The 16,661-nt window shown below is 59.6% G+C and carries 14 protein-coding genes; 6 read left to right on the plus strand and 8 right to left on the minus strand.

Features of this window, described 5'->3' with window-relative positions; genetic code table 11:
• Positions 1-16 precede the first annotated feature (16 nt).
• The 4 genes from ACIQAL_RS03995 to ACIQAL_RS04010 all read right to left on the minus strand — a co-directional run bounded on the left by ACIQAL_RS03995 (position 17) and on the right by ACIQAL_RS04010 (position 4,465).
• Positions 17-1,234 carry an MFS transporter gene (locus ACIQAL_RS03995; RefSeq protein ID WP_401142684.1) on the minus strand — a complete coding sequence of 406 codons (1,218 nt, stop codon included), beginning with the start codon at positions 1,232-1,234 and terminating at the stop codon, positions 17-19.
• Complete coding sequence (locus ACIQAL_RS04000) at positions 1,194-2,138, minus strand: diiron oxygenase (protein WP_401142687.1); 945 nt, start codon at positions 2,136-2,138, stop codon at positions 1,194-1,196. The genes ACIQAL_RS03995 and ACIQAL_RS04000 overlap by 41 nt, the downstream gene beginning before the upstream one ends.
• The gene (locus ACIQAL_RS04005; RefSeq protein ID WP_401142690.1) at positions 2,131-3,093 is read right to left on the minus strand and encodes a SagB family peptide dehydrogenase; all 963 of its coding nucleotides are present in this window, start codon (positions 3,091-3,093) and stop codon (positions 2,131-2,133) included. The genes ACIQAL_RS04000 and ACIQAL_RS04005 overlap by 8 nt, the downstream gene beginning before the upstream one ends.
• Positions 3,094-3,565: 472 nt before the next feature.
• Positions 3,566-4,465, minus strand: a complete 900-nt coding sequence (locus ACIQAL_RS04010; RefSeq protein WP_401142693.1) for a LysR family transcriptional regulator — start codon at positions 4,463-4,465, stop codon at positions 3,566-3,568.
• A 123-nt stretch (positions 4,466-4,588) separates the two neighbouring features.
• Here ACIQAL_RS04010 and ACIQAL_RS04015 point away from each other — a divergent pair, with 123 nt between their 5' ends.
• On the plus strand, positions 4,589-5,452 hold the full coding sequence (locus tag ACIQAL_RS04015; RefSeq protein ID WP_401142695.1) for an aldo/keto reductase family oxidoreductase: 864 nt from the start codon (positions 4,589-4,591) through the stop codon (positions 5,450-5,452).
• A 32-nt stretch (positions 5,453-5,484) separates the two neighbouring features.
• Here the strand turns inward: ACIQAL_RS04015 and ACIQAL_RS04020 are convergent, their stop codons facing one another.
• Positions 5,485-6,771 (minus strand): CitMHS family transporter, encoded by a 1,287-nt coding sequence (locus ACIQAL_RS04020; RefSeq protein WP_401142697.1) that lies wholly within the window; start codon positions 6,769-6,771, stop codon positions 5,485-5,487.
• A gap of 108 nt (positions 6,772-6,879) precedes the next feature.
• A complete protein-coding gene (locus tag ACIQAL_RS04025) occupies positions 6,880-7,806 on the minus strand; it encodes an SMP-30/gluconolactonase/LRE family protein (RefSeq protein WP_401142700.1) in 927 nt (308 codons plus the stop codon).
• A gap of 328 nt (positions 7,807-8,134) precedes the next feature.
• On the opposite strand from ACIQAL_RS04025, the gene ACIQAL_RS04030 reads away from it, so the two are divergent.
• The 4 genes from ACIQAL_RS04030 (at position 8,135) to ACIQAL_RS04045 (ending at position 12,559) form a co-directional block, all read left to right on the plus strand.
• Positions 8,135-9,076 (plus strand): hydroxymethylglutaryl-CoA lyase, encoded by a 942-nt coding sequence (locus ACIQAL_RS04030; RefSeq protein ID WP_401142703.1) that lies wholly within the window; start codon positions 8,135-8,137, stop codon positions 9,074-9,076.
• Positions 9,073-10,272 (plus strand): CaiB/BaiF CoA transferase family protein, encoded by a 1,200-nt coding sequence (locus ACIQAL_RS04035; protein ID WP_401142705.1) that lies wholly within the window; start codon positions 9,073-9,075, stop codon positions 10,270-10,272. Before ACIQAL_RS04030 ends, ACIQAL_RS04035 begins: the two co-directional genes overlap by 4 nt.
• A gap of 89 nt (positions 10,273-10,361) precedes the next feature.
• Positions 10,362-11,681, plus strand: coding sequence for an MFS transporter (locus ACIQAL_RS04040; protein ID WP_341958614.1), 1,320 nt, complete (start codon positions 10,362-10,364; stop codon positions 11,679-11,681).
• A gap of 116 nt (positions 11,682-11,797) precedes the next feature.
• Positions 11,798-12,559: an IclR family transcriptional regulator gene (locus tag ACIQAL_RS04045; RefSeq protein ID WP_401142709.1), complete on the plus strand. Its 762-nt coding sequence runs from the start codon at positions 11,798-11,800 to the stop codon at positions 12,557-12,559.
• 40 nt (positions 12,560-12,599) lie between these two features.
• Here ACIQAL_RS04045 and ACIQAL_RS04050 read toward each other — a convergent pair whose 3' ends face one another.
• Both ACIQAL_RS04050 and ACIQAL_RS04055 read right to left on the minus strand, forming a co-directional pair.
• On the minus strand, positions 12,600-13,349 hold the full coding sequence (locus ACIQAL_RS04050) for a creatininase family protein (protein ID WP_401142712.1): 750 nt from the start codon (positions 13,347-13,349) through the stop codon (positions 12,600-12,602).
• Positions 13,350-13,481: 132 nt separating this feature from the next.
• A complete protein-coding gene (locus ACIQAL_RS04055; RefSeq protein ID WP_401142715.1) occupies positions 13,482-15,197 on the minus strand; it encodes an amidase in 1,716 nt (571 codons plus the stop codon).
• 225 nt (positions 15,198-15,422) lie between these two features.
• Here ACIQAL_RS04055 and ACIQAL_RS04060 point away from each other — a divergent pair, with 225 nt between their 5' ends.
• On the plus strand, positions 15,423-16,661 hold the full coding sequence (locus tag ACIQAL_RS04060; protein WP_401142717.1) for a SpoIIE family protein phosphatase: 1,239 nt from the start codon (positions 15,423-15,425) through the stop codon (positions 16,659-16,661).

Raw genomic sequence — 16,661 nt, forward strand, 5'->3', positions numbered from 1 at the left:
GTCCAGTGATCGATGTCTACAGACTCGCTTGGGTGCAGGACTCAGGTGCGTACACCGCGCGGACCAGAATCCAGCCGAGGCCGCTCACCACCATGAAACCTACTGAGAGCACGTATTCGACGTTCATCACGGCCAGACTCGCAAGCCCACTGAACACACCACCCGTGACGAACACGAGGGTATTGAGCACAGACGAGGCAGCACCCGCGTTGTTCGGAAAAAAATCCATGGCCTGCGAAGTGGCCGCAGGACGGGCAATAGTGGTGCCGATGGTGCAGACCATCATGGGTAGCAAAAACGTCAGAAAGCTGCGCTCTGTCGTGACGTGGAGCGCAATCAAGATCACACCCGCCAGACCGATGAGTACCAACCCGGTTTTCAGTTGATGCGGGTGGCCGAGGACCTTCTGCAAACGGCTGGCGACCAGGCCCCCCATGACATAAGCGGCCCCGTAGGCCAGTAATATCAGCGAAAACTCAAAGGCGGAAAGCCCGAAACCGTCGAGGAAGATGACGGGAGAGATGGCGATAAAGGAAAAGTGGCAGGTGAAGGCGAACGCTGCGATCAACGAAAAGCCCATGAATCGCGCATTGGATATCACCAAAACGCATGATTGCCAGAAACGAAGGCTCGAAGCAGGCGCCACAGTGACAGGCAGCACCCATGTTGCGTGGAGCAAAACGAGCCCCGCAATCACGGCAAACAGGCAAAAACTGCCCGTCCACCCGAATGCATGTTGAAGTGCCGTCCCCATGAGCGGAGACGTTGAAATGAACAGGCCACTCGCGGTGGTCATCAAGATTCTCACGCGCTCGCGTTCGTCTCTGCTGAAGAGGTCTTGAACCAAGGCATTGCTCAAGACGAAACAACCGCAACCGGCAGCCTGCAGGATTCTCCACAGAATAAATGTCGAGAATTCTGTGCTGAGCACGCACCCCAACGCCCCGATAATCGCCACGACCATTCCCATGATCAACAACCGTTTGCGTCCCAGCCGGTCTGAAAGCGGGCCCAGAAAGAACTGCGACAGGGAAAAACCAATCGCGAAAAGGCTGATGGACAACGCGATGGTGGCTGACGGGGTGTTGAAATGGGCGGACAGCGCGGGGAAAGAGGGCAGGATGACGTCCAGTGGGAAGACGCCGAGCAGGGTCATTGAAAGCAACAGGAGCAATGTATACCCTTTATAAGGCTTAAGCATACGGAAGTCCCTCGCTCTTGAACGAATCAACATACTGTTCGTTTTCAAAAACACCCACTTTTCTTAAAACTGAAAATGTCATCCCGCCTACAGCGGCCACGCGTTGGGTGAGGGTGTTAGCATCATTTAACCGGCTTGTGATTAGTTCGATTTCCAGAGTCGGAACTTCCGATTCTGTGAGCGCCGAGGTAAGCCATGGAATGTCGCTTGAACAGAATATTTTCAAAATGGCGGGAAAGGCGCCTACCATGATGTTTCTTTGGAGAGTGGAACAGTTAGTCCAGATAGCCTTGAACACGTCTGCGAAGTAAAGAGCGTGTATGGCTTCGTCGCGCAGATGATCGGTGAGCAACGCATAGGCGGGTGCGGCTAGATCCTCTGAGGTGACTCTAGAGATTTCCTTTGCAATGATGGTCTCTGAAACAAAACCTATTGAGAAATAGATGAGATCCCTGTCTTGAATAGGAAATGTGTCGAGGAAGTCGTACAGTACGCGAATTCGATAAGGCAAGATGTCTGGTCGCACAATTTGGTATTCGCCGGCCAGCGCGTTTGATAGTTGTCTCGAGAAGAGCGCGTGGTAGCCTTCGTCCGTGTAGATTTGTAATGCCGCGGTTTTCAAAAAATCAGAAACAGGAACCTTCAATGCGCCATAAATCACAACTTCTAATGATCTGTTGATCATCAGGTGTTCAAGCCGAGTCGTGTAATCCAGAAAATAAATGAGGTGCCGGGCTAATAGCTTTTGAAGTGTCCCATTAGGCATGTTCTCAAACCAAGGCCGTTCCAAAAACGGTAACATTGCTCTGGGATACCAATCTCTTGATTTTTCTGTTGCCGTGCAAAAGTGCTGCAATCCATAGTTGTTAGGTTTGCTGCGCACGGAGGAATACTTATCCCATGACTCAAGCGCTAGACGATCGTTGGGTTTACTCATCTTTTATTTGCCTGGCCAGTTCTGCCTTCAATACTGAGGGTACGGAGGCGTTGCTTCCATACCCTGCACCCACGAAAAACATGACCTCTTCCCGCTCGAATGGGGAGTTGATTAATTGTTCGATTGGCTTTTCGTTAAGCGCACCGGTCAGCCATGTCCGCAAGCCGAACGAGGTGGCGACCAGTTGAAAGGTTTGTGAGAGGTGTCCGATCTCGATCAAAGCCATTCGATAGGCCCTGGAGTGCTCGTACTTCCACCAAAGTTTGTCAAGCCTGGATGTGAAAAAAACCCCAAATGAGATGTCGTTCACGAAGTGCTGCCCATTGAGCATATTCCCTAAGGGTACAACCGGTAACTCGCTTCGGTGTTCAAGTGTGTGATGGGTTGGATTGTAGTAATAAACCCCAGCGGTTACCGATTCTACGTTTGTGACATAGACATAGCCTTCGGTAGCATTCAGTGCGCCGCCCGAAGGACTGCTTCTTCGGTTACCAAAGCGAGGGTGAAGAACAGCTTCGTCCGGGTCCTCTTTTCGGTCGAGGTAGGCAAGCGTGTAATACAGAATGGTCGCGACGCTCTCAAGTGAAACGGCTTTTCTGTTGAATTCTCTTGAAGTTTGTCTTGCTTGAAGTGCGTGGTTTAAGCGAGTTTGATTGGGTTGTGGTTTGGGAAGATCGATGCTGGTTGTTGCGTGTAAAGCCGAGTTCTCCTGCGGGGACGTTTTTGAGAGTGTTTCGCAACAGTGGGTGGTATACGCTTTCGCCCATTCAGCCAAGGTCTCGGGCTGGAACTCGAACGGTATATTTTTTGTACCGACGTGAAATAATTTTGAGAGTATATCCCACCCCCAGTCGTCGGTGGGAACATCGCGATCGATAAGAATACCCGTTGCCAAAAAATCCCTGTCTATCGGGTTGCTGGCTTCAAAGATTCCAGGCGCGTTAATGAGTTCCATTAGACGCTCTTGGTGGGCGACGGATAACTCGTATTGCTGGTGTGATTCGCAGTTCCATACAATCAAATGGGGTGGGCGTGGAATACAGAAAATGTGGGAATTGAATATCATATGCCGATACTCCTGTCATGAAGAGTGGGTAGCCGGCACTCCCCACTCGACAGTTTACTCAGTTACTTGGTTTTCACCAGGCAGTTCAGATTGGTGATTTTTTTGGATTCCAGCGAAATATTTTTCATGTATTTTTTTTCCTTTGTTATTGAGATTGTCAGAATGTTTCTGACATTTCCAGATTAGCTGTTTTATTTATGAGGTCAATGGCAAGCCGTGTGGGAAATGTCCCGTAGGCATGTAGGCTTCGTATTTTGCAAAACGATAGCTTTAAACATTATTGTAGGAATTAGTTGTAGGATCGTTGGTGGTTGGGTTTTAGATGCTGAATTGCAGATGGATGTCCACTCCCATAACGTTGTCATTCTCTTGTCTTTATAAACTCCACAAACGCCCGCAACGGCGACGGCACATACCGGCGCCCTGGGTAATAAAGGAAAGGCCCGCTGAACGTCATGCACCAGTCTTCCAGAATCGGCACCAATGCGCCGCTCTCGATGTGTGGGCGGAGCCAGTCTTCGAACAGGTAGACCACACCCAGGCCATCGACGGCGGCCTGGATGCCGAGGTCGATGGCGCCCGCGATGCGCACCACGAGCGGGCCGGTGGGGTCGACGTGGAGGGTTTCTCCGTCTTTTTCGTATTCCCACATTGGCATTGAACCGCTGGGAAATTTGCCCCGCAGGCAGGCGTGATCGAGGAGGTCGCGAGGGTGTTGCGGGATGCCGCGGGCGGCGAGGTAGGCGGGGGAAGCGGCGGTAGTGAAGCGCTGGAAGCGCGGGCCGATGGGCACGGCGATCATGTCTTGTTCGAGGCGTTCATCGTAGCGAATGCCCGCGTCGCAGCCGGCGGCGAGCATGTCGACGAAGCTTTCTTCGACGATGACTTCCAGCTGGATGTCGGGGTGGGCCTGTAAAAACGGCGTGATGATCGCGGGAAGCACCAGCCGCGCGGCGCTGGCGGGGACGTTGAGTTTGAGGGTGCCGGACGGGCGATCGCGGAAGTCATTGACCACATCCAGGGCCGATTCCACTTCGCCCAGTGCGGGCACAATGCGTTCCATCAGCCTCGCCCCGGCTTCGGTCGGCACCACGCTGCGGGTGGTGCGGTTGAGCAGCCGAACGCCCAACCCCGATTCGATTCGCCGCACGGCGTCGCTCAGGCTCGACGCCGATCTACCGCTCAGCCGCGCGCCTTCACGAAAACCGCCGGCCTTGACCACGGCCACGAAAGCCATCAAATCCTGAATATCCGCTGCCATGGTGTGCTCTTGAGTGAAGGTGATTGTTCGGTGAGCCGTACGACCTGTGCCGATTGCACCGGATTATCGAGCGGTCCGTCAACGCCTATAGTGGCCCGACACCCCTTGACAGAGGCAAACGACATGAGCGATGCGAACAAGGCAGGCACGTTTCAATTGGGCGACCGTACCGTTAACCGCATGGGTTACGGTGCGATGCAGCTGGCAGGGCCAGGCGTATTCGGGCCGCCGAAAGACCCGCAAGCGGCGATTGCCGTGTTGCGCGAAGCCTTGGCGCTGGGGGTGAATCACATCGACACGTCAGACTTTTACGGTCCCCACGTCACCAATCAGTTGATTCGCGAGGCGCTGCACCCCTACGCCGATGATCTGACGATCGTGACCAAAGTGGGCGCCGTGCGCGGTGACGATGCGTCGTGGAACCCGGCGCAGAGCCCCGCCGAACTGGTGAGCGCCGTGCACGACAACCTGCGCAATCTGGGTCTGGATGTGCTGGACGTGGTGAATCTACGAGCGTGGGGCAACTTGCATTCGCCGGGTGATGAGTCCATCGCCGAAGGTTTCAGTGCGTTAGCCGAGCTGCAACAGCAGGGGCTGATTCGGCACCTGGGTTTGAGCAACGTCACCAGCAAACAGGTGAAAGAGGCTCAAGGCATTGCGAAGGTGGTTTGTGTGCAGAACCACTACAATCTGTCTCACCGGGATGATGAACAATTGATCGCGGAGCTGGGCCAGCAGGGGATTGCCTATGTGCCGTTTTTCCCCATGGGCGGCTTTTCCCCGTTGCAGTCGGACGTATTGGCCAGCGTCGCGCAACGTGTGGGGTCGTCGCAATTGAATGTGGCCCTTGCCTGGCTGTTGCAACGGGCGCCGAACATTCTGCTGATTCCGGGTACGTCTTCGGTGGCGCATTTGCGCGAGAACCTCGGAGCGGCGGAGTTAAAGATTCCGGCCGAATTGCTGACCGAACTGGACGCCGTGGCCTAATCACCCCAGGCCATCGGCGTCCGCGTTGCACGTCAGTTGATGACCGTGATTGCGCCGATGGCGATAGCCGCGATCAGCATCACCAGCACGGTGCCGAAGGTCCATTTCAGCGAGATCCGCTGGTTGTCGCCGTAGTCGATGTCCAGCAGGCCGCACAACAGATAGGTCGAAGCCACCAGTGGGCTGAGCAGGTGCACCGGTTGGCCTATCAGCGAGGCGATGGCCATTTCGTGGGGGCCAATGCCGTAGTGGGCGGCGGTTTCGGCGAGGATGGGCAGCACGCCAAAGTAGAATGCATCGTTGGTCAGCACGTAAGTGAACGGCATGCTCAGCAGTGCCGTGATCACCGACATACCGTGTCCGGCCTGCTCCGGCAGGATGGCGATCAGGTTGTCGGAAATGGCCTTGATCATCCCGGTGCCGCCCATGATGCCGACGAAGATCCCTGCCGCGAAAATCAATAGCGTCACGGCCAGCACGTTGTCGGCGTGACGGCCGATGACCTCCTTCTGTTGTTTCAGCGTCGGGTAGTTGACCAGGCAGCCAAGCCCGAACGCGACCATGAACAGGATCGGCAGCGGCATCAGGCTGAGCATCATCGAGCTGATCAGGGCGACGGTCAGCACCACGTTGAACAGAAATTTCGGGTCGCTCAGGCGAATGTGCGCGTAGCCTTCCAGCACTTTGTCTTCGCTGACACTGACGATACCCAGGCGGCGATATTCCATCCGGCCCAGCCACCACGCCGCGAAGATCACCCACACGCCACCGGCGATCATGATCGGCGCCATCTGCAGAAACAGCTCGGTGATGTCGACGTGCATGGCACTGGCCGCCCGCGAGAACGGCCCAGCCCAAGGCAGAATGTTCATCACTCCGATGGCCAGCAGCAACACGGTGGCCATGACCTGCAGACGAATGCCGGTCAGACGATAGAGTGGTAAAAAAGCCGCCGTAGCGATGATGTAGGTGGTGGCGCCGTCGCCATCGAGCCCGACGCACAATCCCAGCACGGCGGTGCCGACGACGATCTTGCGCGGATCACCCTTGACCAGCCGCAGCAACACCTTGATCAGCGGATTGAACAGCCCGGCATCGGTCATCATGCAGAAGTACAGGATCGCGAACGTGAGCATGATCCCGGTGGGGGCAAGCATCTTTACGCCGTCGTACATCATGCCGCCCAGTTGCGTAGCGAAGCCGCCGAGGCAACCGAAGGCAATCGGCACCAGCAGCAGCGCGACCAGCGGCGAGAGGCGCTTGCTCATGATCAGGTACATGAAGCAGGCGATCATGGCGTAGCTCAGAAAGATCAACATGGGCATCCCTTTTATTGGTTTTGTCGGGAGCGAGCGCGGCGGGGCTCGCTTTCTTCAGGCCGAACGAAACCCGTGCGCCTGGCGCACAGGGTTCAGCGGATTAAGGGCCTAGCGGTGCGAGAACATCGGCTGGCCGCTGTGGGGCAAGTCGGCGACCAGGATGGAGCCGGTGGAGGAGTCGGTGATGAACAATTGCCGATTGCCCTCGCCACCGAACGCCAGGTTGGTCAGGGTGCGGCCTTCGGTGCACGAGCGGATGCGGTACAGCGGCACGGCGTGAGGGTCGAACACCCAGACGCAACCATTCCCGGCATCGCACACATAGAGGTTGCCTTCGATGTCCAGTGCCATGCCGTCGGCGCCACTGACGCCCCCGGCCATGGCTGTGAAAATCCCTACTTTGCTGGTGCCGCCATCGCGTTGGATTGGCAGGCGCCAGACCGCATTGCCCCGTGTCATCGCCACGAACAGCGCGTTCTGCGCCAGGTCCATGACCAGGCCGTTGGGGCTGGGACCGTTGTCGATCAGGCGCATGAGGGTTTGCTTTTCCAGGTCATAGGCATAGACGCGACCGGTCGGGTCCTGCTGTCCGGTCTGGCCTTGATCGGTGAAGTACAGCTTGCCGCTGGCATCGAAGAACAGGTCGTTGACGCCCTTGAAGCCTTCGCTGCGGCTGTGGGTGAGGAAGGGGGTCACCGCTCCGGTGTGCGGATCGAGGGTCAGAATCCCTTGCTTGTAATCGGCGATGAAAACCCGTCCGTCGCGGTGGATTTTCAAACCGTTGGGCCAGCCATCGTATTCGGCGATCAGGGTCCAGTGGCCCTGAGGATCGATGCGCAGGATGCGGCCGTAGGGGATATCGGTGACGTACAGGTTGCCGTTCCGGTCGAAGGACGGTCCTTCGAGAAAACTCTTGACCTTCTGCCCGGGCTTGTTGGCGCGCACCCAGTCGGAGTCGCCGTTTCTCCAGAACGCTTCGGGCAGCGTGGTGAACAAGCGAGTGGGCAAATCGCGAGGCGGGGCGTACAGGCTCACAGGATCAGCTCCTACGGGGGCGAACGGGAAACCACCGATCTTGCCGGTGACGAGGCCTTTTCGCCATATCGTTATTGTTCTATCTGACAGAACGTTGTGTTTACTGACAGAACAAGGTTCGACTTTATTTTTTCGGCTGTCAACCCGCCGGGTGGGTCTGGTTTTCATTTCACGAGGCTTGGCTGAACACTCCCGACCGATCACGGAAGCTCTCGCGCAGGGCTCGGGATACGCAGCGTTGACAGTGGGATTTTATCGGCCCATGATTATTTCAGAACATCGTTCTACCAGATAGAACAATCGCATTCTAACACCCGGAGACCCGGCGATGACCCCGAATAACAACGTAGACATCCTGATCAGCGAGGTCGGCCCCCGCGACGGCCTGCAAAGCGTCAGCGCGACCATGCCCACGGCGCTCAAGCTTCAATGGCTGACGGCGCTGGCCGACGCGGGCTTGAAAGAGATCGAGGTCGGTTCGTTCGTTTCTCCGAAACTGCTGCCGCAAATGGCCGATGCCGCTGAGCTGGTGGCGCACATGCGTCAGCGATCTGACGTGTTCGTCACCGCACTGGTACCGAACCTCAAAGGCGCTGAAGCGGCGTTCAACGCGGGCGTGCAGAAGATCACCCTGCCTATTTCCGTCAGTGAACCCCATTCCCTGGCCAACATCCGCAAGACCCACCCACAGGTGTACGACGAAGTACGCGCGGTCATGGCCCTGCGCAACGAGCGCTTCCCTCATGTCGAGGTCGAGGCCGGGTTGTCGACGGTGTTCGGTTGCACGATTCAGGGCGAGGTGCCGGAAGACGATGTGCTGCGCATGGCCCTGACCATGGTTGAGCTGGGCGTTGATGAGGTGGGGCTCGCCGACACCGTGGGGTACGCCAATCCGGCGCAGGTGCGTCGCGTGTTCACGCGGCTGCGCAACGAGATCGGCAGCAAGGCTGGCAGCGCGCATTTTCACAACACTCGCGGGCAGGGCCTGGCCAATGTGGTCGCGGCGCTGGACGTCGGCGTGACCACCATCGATGCCTCTCAAGGCGGCATCGGCGGTTGCCCCTATGCGCCGGGGGCGTCGGGCAATATCGTGACCGAGGATTTGGTCTTCCTGCTCGAATCCATGGGCCTGCGCACCGGCGTGGACATCGACAAGCTGGTGGCCGCTCGGGCCTGGCTGAAACAGGGCCTGCCGGGAGAGCCGCTGTATGGCTTCATTCCGGACGCAGGCGTCGGCAAGAATTTCCACTACGCCGGAGGCGCGCGATGAGCCTGCTCAATCAGAAGCTTCAGGCGCTGCCGCTGGCCGGCGTGCGCGTGGTCGAGTTCGTGCACATGGTCATGGGCCCGACCTGCGGGTTGGTGCTGGCGGATCTTGGCGCCGAGGTGATCAAGGTCGAGCCCGTTCCGGAAGGCGACAATACCCGTCGTCTGACCGGTTCCGGCGCGGGCTACTGGATGACTTACAACCGCAACAAGAAAAGCTTCGCGGTCGACATCAAGACTGAGGAGGGCATGGCCGCCGTGCGCAAGCTGATCGAAAGCGCTGATGTGGTCACCGAAAACTTCCGCCCTGGCGCCATGGATAAACTCGGCCTGGGCTACGAGCAGGTCAAGGCGATCAAGCCAGACATCATTTACAGCTCGATGAAAGGTTTTCTGCCGGGGCCGTATGAACATCGCACCGCGCTGGACGAGGTGGTGCAGATGATGACGGGCCTGGCCTACATGACCGGTCCGGAAGGTCGCCCGCTACGCGCGGGGGCGTCGGTCAACGACGTGATGGGCGGCATGTTCAGCGCCATCTCGATTCTGGCGGCGCTGTGGCAGCGCAAGCACACCGGGGAAGGGCAGTTCGTGCAGACCGGCCTGTTCGAGAACTCGGCGTTTCTGGTGGGGCAGCACATGATGCAGATGGCGACCACCGGTAAGCCCGCCGCGCCGATGCCCAGTCGTTTGTCGGCCTGGGCCATCTACGACGTATTCAATACCTTGGGCGATGAGCAGGTGTTCATGGGTGTGGTGAGCGACAGCCAGTGGGTCAATTTTTGCGAGCGTTTTGGTTTTGCCGAACTGGGCCGTGATCCTTCGCTGGCGAAAAACACCCAGCGCGTTCAAGCCCGAGCAAGGATCTTGCCGCCGGTCCGTGAACGGCTGGCACAGATGACCAAGCAGGCGGTCATGGACCTGTGCGAACAGACCGGCCTGCCGTTTTCACCGATCCAGCGTCCGCAGGATCTGTTCGAAGATCGGCACCTCAACGAATCGGGTGGCCTGGCCCATCTGACGCTGGAAGATGGCGAGGCGGTCAAGGTGCCGATGCTGCCTTTCGAGATGAATGGCCGTCGCTTCGACGCCCGCCTCAATGTGCCGTCGCTGGGCAGTCACTCCGCCGAGTTGCTGGAAGGAATGGGCTACGCCTCGGGTGACATCGACGCGCTGCGCGGACGTGGCATCGTTCGCTGACACTCTGCTGGAACGGATTCCCTGATGCCTGTCGCTGACGGCCATTCCCGCCGTCAGCCTTATAAAAATAATTGGTGAGGAACCCCGTCATGGCCATCGTCACGACACCCCCGCACAGCAGCGACGTCGCCAGCGTGCGCCCCTTGGATGCCGAACAGACCCGCGTCCTGCATAAAGCCGCCTGGCGCTTGATCCCGTTGCTAGCGCTGGCGTATTTCTTCAATTACCTGGACCGCACCAGCGTCGGCTATGCCGCGTTGCAGATGACCGAGCAACTGGGCTTGACCGCCACGCAGTTTGGTTTGGGCGCGGGCATCATGTTTTTCGGCTACTGCCTGTGCGAAGTGCCGAGCAACCTGGCGATGTACCGTTTCGGCGCCCGCTTGTGGATGGCGCGGATCATGATCACCTGGGGCCTTGCTGCCGCCGCGACAGCGATGATTGTAGGGCCGTACAGCTTTTATATCGTGCGCCTGATCCTCGGCATCGCCGAAGCGGGTTTCTTCCCTGGCGTGATCTTCTTTCTGACCCTCTGGTTCCCGGCGCAATACCGCACGCGGGTGCTGGCCTGGTTTACCGTGGCCACACCGATCTCGTTCCTGGTAGGCGGGCCGCTGTCGATCTGGCTGTTGCAAATGCACGGTTTGCTGGGGCTCGCGGGCTGGCAGTGGATGTTCCTCATCGAAGGGGTTCCGGCGTGCATCCTCGGGTTGATCACCCTCAAGGTGCTGACCAATCACCCGGCCGAGGCCAAATGGCTGACCGCCGATGAGCGCGAGGTGCTGACCGGGATGTTGGCCGAAGAGCAGGGCAAGGGCCAGCACAGCCACGGCTTCAAGGCGGCGCTGAAAGATCCGCGCGTGTGGATTCTCAGTTCGATCACCTTCAGCTTCACCCTCGGTTCCTACGGCATCGGCATCTGGTTGCCGCAGATGCTCAAGGCCCATGGCGTGGAGGTCAGCATGATCGGCTGGGTGGCGGCGATCCCGTACTTCTTTTCCACCGTGGCGCTGTTGATCTGGGCCAAACACGTGGACCGTACCGGCAAGGGCATTTTCAACCTGACGCTGGCAATGTTGCTGGCCGGCTTTGCGTTGATCCTGGCGCTGCAGATGGACGCGCTGATTCCGGCACTGGCGGGCATCACCCTGGCCTTGATCGGCACCATCGCCGGCAAAACCATTTTCTACACGTTGCCGGGCAAGTTCCTGCGTGGGCAGGCAGCGGCGGGCGGCATCGCGCTGATCAATTCCATCGGTGCCTTTGGCGGTTTTGTCGGGCCGTACCTGATGGGCTTCTTGAAGGATTACACCGGTTCGTTCACCGCGGGTCTGATGGTGATGGGCTGCATCATGTTCATCGCCGCGGCCATGGTGGTTTCGCTGCGATTGTTTTTGCGCGAGGCGTGAGGCGGGCTGCACTTTTTTCGAAAGGTATCCGGCTGCTCTGATATTGTCTTGCGGGTCGGCGGGGTGGTTTGCGAATCACCTGCCGCCCGCGAGCGACGAATCGACAATGAGTGTCTATGAATACCGAATCCGAAAAGAACCTCCCTGAGCAGGCCCAAGCAGAAAGCGGGGTGGCGGCCGTCGACCGCGCGTTCGCCATTCTGTCGGCCTTCAACATTGAACAGGATTGCCTGACCCTGGCCGAGATCGCACGGCGCACGGGTTTGTACAAAAGTACGATCTTGCGTCTGATCGCTTCGCTGGAAAAAGCCGGGTTCGTCCGTCGTCTCAGCGATGGTCGCTATTCCGTGGGACCTGAGCCGCTACGTTTGTCGCAGCTGTACCAGACCTCGTTCCGGTTGCGCGACGTGATTCATCCGCTGCTGGAATCGATCACCGAAGAAAGCGGTGAGACCTCTTCCTTTTATGTGCTGGAAAACGGCAGCCGCGTGGTGCTGTTCAGGGTAGAACCCAAGCGGGCGGTGCGCGTGTCGGTGCTGGAAGGCGCGCGCTTTCCGTTGCAGGCGGGTGCGTCCGGCAAGGTACTTCGGGCGTTCTCGCGCAATGTCGACCCTGCGCTGACAGAAGTTCGCGAGCGTTTTTGGGCGTGTTCCTACGGCGAGCGCGACCCTGAGACCACGGCCGTGTCAGTGCCGGTGTTCGCCATGGGGTATGAATTGAAAGGGGCGTTGACCTTGTCCGGCCCGTCCGACCGTCTGCTCAAAGAACACATCGAACACGCCGCGTCGATACTGCTGCGCAACGCAGCCATCGCCACCAACGCGCTAGGGGGCAATGATGCCGAGTTGCGCGAGGCTCTCAAGCGGTTGAACCCCTGACGGCCGAGGCAAGTCGATCGTCAGCGCACACGCTGATGAATCAGCCGGGCAGCGATTCCCGGCTGAACGCCTCCACTTCCTTCACCAAGCCCTTGGCCGCCAGCCTCACCAGTTCTCCGCCTTTTTCCGGGGTCGCCAGCGCAGGGTCCGAGCCCATGCGGCCGTCGGGAAAGCGTGCGCGGAAATCGCCGGCCTCACGGATCGGACCGGTCGGCGCGATTTGCGGGGAGTAGTCGGCCGACTTGATTGCGTCGGGATAGGCCCATTGCGTCACGGCGATTTCCGATGGCGTTGCGTGGGAGCCATGGCCCACCGGAAATTGCGCGTGGGCCAGTTTGCCGACGCCTTCCAGATCCCACCAGTTGCACAACTTCAGCGCAAAACCTGCGGGGCGTCTGGCAAAGCTGGCTTCGGCGTACAGCTCGGAGAACGCCGCTTCAATCGATGCGATGTTGCCGCCATGGCCATTGAGGAAAAGGATTTTTTCGAAGCCGTGGCCCGCCAGCGAGCGAGTCCAGTCACCGATGGCGGCGATGAAGGTCGAGGGGCGTAGGGAAATCGTGCCGGGAAAACCCAGATGGTGCTGGGCCATGCCGATGTTGAAGGTCGGCGCGATCAGGATGTCGGCGTCTTTTTGGGCTTCTTCGGCGATGATCTGCGGGCACATCCAGTCAGTGCCGAGCAAGCCGGTGGGGCCGTGTTGTTCATTGGAGCCAATGGGAACAACGATCGTGCGGCTGCGCGTCAGAAAGTGTTCGATCTCGCGCCACGTCGACAGATGGAGAAGCATGTTCAGGTCCTCGTTCAGTTGAAAAGCGATGGCAGAAGCGGTGGAGCGCCGCTGTAGCCGCACGGCTTGTCGGCGGCGGCGATTTTGAGATCGCCACCGCCGACTAGCCGGACGGCTACAAGGGGAGCGGCATCAACCTGCGTTTCGCTCCAACGGCGGCGTGCGCGGTGGCACCTGGCGCTTGCTGCCTGTGGACTCGAACGCCGAGGCCAGTCGCAGCAATGCCGAGTCGTCGTAGGCGCGGCCGGCGAAAGTCAGGCCGACGGGCATGCCGATGTCGGGCATGACGCCCATGGGCACGGTAACGGTGGGCACGCCGAGGTGGCGGATGGCGAGGTTGCCGTTGGCGACCCACACGCCGTTGCTCCAGGCGATGTCGGCCGACGCCGGGTCAACGTCCGAGTTGGCCGGCGCGACGTCGGCGACGGTCGGGAACAGCACCGCATCCAGCCCCAGTGTGTCCATCCAGTCTTCCAGGTCCTGCTTGCGGGTCTTCTCCAGCCCGCGCAGGCCGTCCGGCAACGTCTCGATTTCATTCCACGGCGTGATGCCGCGCTCGGCCATGCGCACGTACTCGTCCATGCCGGCCGCCAGATCGCCCTCGCGGTTGGGCAGGGTTCCGGGGTCGTGGGGGAAGATTTTCGGGCCGTCGACGTCCACCAACTGGTTCAGTTGCGGATCGCCGTTGGCGCGCAGGAAGTCATCGAACGCCCAGGCGGTCAGTTCCCACAATTCGTGGTGCAGGAATTCCTTGGAGACGATGCCGCGATTGAACACGGTCGGTGCGCCGGGGCGATCGCCTTCGCAGTTCGACACCAGCGGGAAGTCCACTTCGATCACTTGCGCGCCTGCGGCTTCGAGGGCTTTGCGTGCGGCTTGCCACAGGCCGATCACCGAAGGGCGGGTGTGAATGCGTTGCCCGGTGGGGCCGCCAATGCCCGGCGCTTCGCTGGTGCCAGCGTCAGCATCCGCATTGATGTACATACGCGGGATGCCCAGACGTTTCCCCGCTAATGCATCGGCCTTCACCGCCAATTCGGCGTAGGAGGCCGGACGCACCGACGCGACGGGCGGAATCGGCACCCACGGCTGCAACCGCCACAGGTCGCCACGGGTGTCCGGGTCTTCCGCGACCACCACGTCCAGCACTTCCAGCAGGTCGGCCATGGTGCGGGCGAAGGGTACGACCACGTCCATGGTGGGCGTTAGCGGCCAGTTGCCGCGCACCGAAATCACGCCGCGCGATGGGGTGTAGGCGCACAGGCCGTTGTTGGACGCCGGGCCACGGCCGCTGGACCAGGTTTCTTCCGCCAGCCCGAACGCCGCGAAGCTGGCCGCCGTTGCGGTCCCGGCGCCGTTGGAGGAGCCGGACGCAAACGGTGCAGTGAGGAAATCCGCGTTGTACGGGCTTTCCGCGCGACCGTAGACGCCGCGCTGCATGCCGCCATTGGCCATCGGCGGCATGTTGGTCTTGCCCAGGCAGATCGCCCCGGCTGCACGCAGGCGTTCGATGGTAAAGGCGTCGCGATGGGCGACCAGATTCGCAAAGGCCGGACTGCCCGATGCGGCGGTCAGGCCCTTGACCAGATAACTGTCTTTGGCCGTGTACGGGATGCCGTCCAGCGGACCAAGGGTTTTCCCCTCGGCGCGTCGCTGGTCGGCGGCTTCGGCTTCTTTGAAGGCATCAGGATTGCGCACGACCACGGCATTGAGCGCGGTGTCGGTCTGCGGGCCGTCGTAGGCGTCGATGCGCGCCAAGTACGCCTTGACCAGCTCGACCGAGGTGGTCTGACCGGATGCCAGTGCAGCCCGCAGGTCAGCAATGGAAACTTCGGTGACTTCGATCATGCTGCCACCGCCGAATGAGGAAAAAGAGGGGTCTTCAATGGGCTTTTCATCGTGCTTTCCGTTTCATGGCGCGCGTCCAGACAAGGCTTGGCGCGCTGTACGTGTAATCCGCGTGCTGTATTTAACACCAACTCGGGCAACGGAGGCAGAGGCGGTTCGCTGTAACATCACCTTAACATCACATTGCTAATGTCCCCGCTTCCGTCCGGCGCAGTGGCCACGAGCATGCAGGCAGAACACTTCACTTTCACCCGGCCGAAGTTGCCCAGGGACCACCGCTGTGCCGGTGACCTGTGCAATGAAGTGCCCGGTATCGAATCCAACAGCACCAATGACCGGGTCATGGAAATCTTCAGCGCCCACCGCGAACGTGCGTGTCTGGCTGTGCTGGAAGGCGAGCGCCCGATTGGTCTGATCAACCGCAACATTTTTCTGTCGCAGATGAGCAAGCCGTTTCATCGTGAGCTTTACGACAAGAAAAGTTGCATCGCCTTCATGGACAAAGAACCGCTGATCGTCGATGCACTGATGAGCATCGAGGACCTGACGTTCAAGACGGTCGAGTTCGGCGAAAAGGCCTTGGCGGACGGTTTCATCGTCACCCGTAATGGGCGCTTTGCCGGGTTGGGCAACGGTCTGGAACTGATGGCCGTGGTCGCCGCCATGCAAGCCGAAAAAAATCGCCAGATGATGCAAAGCATCGAATACGCCAGCGTGATTCAGCGGGCCATGCTGCGCGCCTCTCGCGATGCGCTGGCGTCCACGTTGGGCGACGCCGCGCTGCTGTGGGAACCGCGAGACGTGGTCGGTGGCGATTTCTACCATTTCAGCGCCTACCCCGAGGGTTGGTTTGGCGCGATTGCCGACTGCACCGGCCATGGCGTGCCGGGCGCATTCATGACGCTCATCGCGTCTTCCTCGCTGACCCAGTCGCTGGAGCGCTTCGGACCCAGTGACCCCGCGCAGTTGCTCGCGGCGGTCAACCGCAGCGTAAAGGAACTGCTGGGGCAGGTCGATGGCCAGGACGACACCCCGGAATCCGATGACGGCCTTGATGCGTCCTTTTTCTGGTTCGACAACGCCAGCCGCACCCTGAGTTTCGCGGGCGCGCGCATGGCCTTGCAGGTGTTGCACCCCGACGTCGATCAGGTCGAGACCATCGCCGGTCAGCGCATGGGCGTCGGCTACGTGGGCAGCGATTTCGATTACCAATGGTCGGTCAGCACGGTTCCGATGCAGCCCGGCAGCCTGATGTTTATCGCCACCGACGGCCTGATCGATCAGATCGGCGGCCCGAAACGCATCGCCTTCGGCAAACGCAAAGCCTTCGACGCTCTGCTGCAACACCGCCGCGAATCGTCCGCTGCCATCTGTGAAGCGTTGCAAGGAGCGCTGGCGCTGTGGCAGGCGGACCAGGCTCGGCGCGACGATTTGACCCTATTCTGTGCCCGCATTCAGGAATGA

Origin of the sequence: Pseudomonas sp. NPDC088368, assembly GCF_044753445.1 — a bacterium.
Taxonomy (GTDB): domain Bacteria; phylum Pseudomonadota; class Gammaproteobacteria; order Pseudomonadales; family Pseudomonadaceae; genus Aquipseudomonas; species Aquipseudomonas bambusae.